Annotated in this window: 2 protein-coding genes; one reads left to right on the forward strand and one right to left on the reverse strand. The window is 72.9% G+C overall.

All coding sequences use genetic code 11. The features are described from left to right. Window positions 1-235 (forward strand): non-reducing end alpha-L-arabinofuranosidase family hydrolase (locus E1258_RS32510; RefSeq protein ID WP_256371043.1); only part of this gene is annotated, 235 nt, incomplete at its 5' end. Window positions 236-726: 491 nt separating this feature from the next. Here E1258_RS32510 and E1258_RS32520 read toward each other — a convergent pair. Continuing rightward, the gene (locus E1258_RS32520) at window positions 727-1,497 is read right to left on the reverse strand and encodes a sulfite exporter TauE/SafE family protein (RefSeq protein ID WP_371688716.1); all 771 of its coding nucleotides are present in this window, start codon (window positions 1,495-1,497) and stop codon (window positions 727-729) included. Window positions 1,498-1,640: the final 143 nt, after the last annotated feature.

The raw sequence follows: 1,640 nt of genomic DNA on the forward strand, positions 1-1,640 counted from the left end.
CTCGTGGACCCCGCAGGCCGCGACGGAGAGCAACCCCTTCGCCGGCAAGGCCAACAGCGGCGCCACCTGGACCAACGACATCAGCCACGGTGAGCTGCTGCGCACCAGCGCCGACCAGACCATGACCATCGACCCCTGCAACCTCCAACTGCTCTACCAGGGCCGTTCCCCCAACTCCGGCGGCGACTACGGCCTCCTGCCGTACCGACCGGGCCTGCTGACCCTGCAACGCTAGACGGCGTGACGTAGGGCCAGCCCGGGATGTTTTGACATCCGCGAAACGGCCTGGCCCGACGTCAGCCCAAGCCTTGCAGCTCAGCACATCGTTCAACGCTATCGATCGGCAGGTCCCGCCTCGCGGGGCCTGCCGACGAGCTGTGGTCGGCGCGTGAACCAGCGGGCCACCACGGCGTCGACGATCGCCGGCATGCCCCGGCCCCGGACCTCGGCGGCCCTGGGCCCGCCCCGGATGTGGCGGGCCCAGGGCCGCCGAGGCGCAGAGCGGCCCGAGCCGGCCCACCCGCTCGGGTGCGTGCCCGCCAGCCACATGCCGGCCATGCCGCCGAGGGTGAGCCCGGCGTGGTGCACGCGCCGGACGTCGAGATCGTCGAGCAGGCGCAGCAGCTCCCGGCCGAGCAGCTCGATGGGGTAGGGACCCGCGGTGCCGCAGAGCGGGCCGTGGCCAGGTGGCCGATACCGTTCGGGACCGTTGCGGGCCAGGTGGCGTCAGAAGGCCCGGGCCAGGAGCACGACGCCGACGGCTCCGCCGAAGGCGATGATGACCGCGCGCAGGACGCCGGGCGGCAGACGCTGGGCGAACCGGGCGCCGAGAAAGCCGCCGAGCATGGTCGCCGGCATCAGCACCGCGGTGGCGGCCCAGTTGACCGGTCCGAACACGCCGTAGACCAGGACGGTAACCACGCCCACCGTCGCCGAGAGGACGTTCTTCAGCGCGCTGACCCGGCGCAACGACTCGTCGAGCACGAGCGCCAGCCCGGCGATGAGCAGCAGGCCGAGTGCGGCGTTGAAGTAGCCGCCGTACAGCCCGCACGCGAAGACGACCAGGTGCGGCGTCGCGGCGGCCCGGCGGGGGGAGCGGGCCCGTGGTTGCCCGACGGCGGTGCGCAGCGGGGTCTGGAACGCCAGCATCGCGGTCGCGCCGAGCACCAGGAACGGCACCACGACGTCGAACACCGCGCGGGGAGTGGCCAGCAGCAGCACGCTGCCGCCGAGCGCGCCGAGGATCGCCGTGGGCAGCACGCGGCGGATCAGCCCGCCCTGGCCGGCCAGATCGGCACGGCTGCCGAGGATGCTGGTGCCGTAGCCGGGCGCGACGGCCAGCGCGTTGCTCACGTTCGCCGACACCGGTGGCAACCCGATGCCCAGCAGCGCCGGAAAGGTGATCAGCGATCCGCCGCCGGCGACTGCGTTGACGAGCCCGCCGGCCAGGCCGGCGAGCAACAGGAGGGCGGCCTGGGACGGGGTCACGATTGCCATTCGCGGCTTGGATCCAATATCATGTAGCATGGATACATCATCTGGGTCCGGGAGGCTACATCGCCTCCGGAGTTCGGCCCTGCCGGCCCGCGCCGCCCCTGGGGTGGGTGTCGGCGACGGAGCGGGGTGCTGGCGGGCTGGTG

The sequence above is a fragment of the Micromonospora sp. KC207 genome (assembly GCF_004348615.1).
Taxonomy (GTDB): Bacteria; Actinomycetota; Actinomycetes; order Mycobacteriales; family Micromonosporaceae; genus Micromonospora.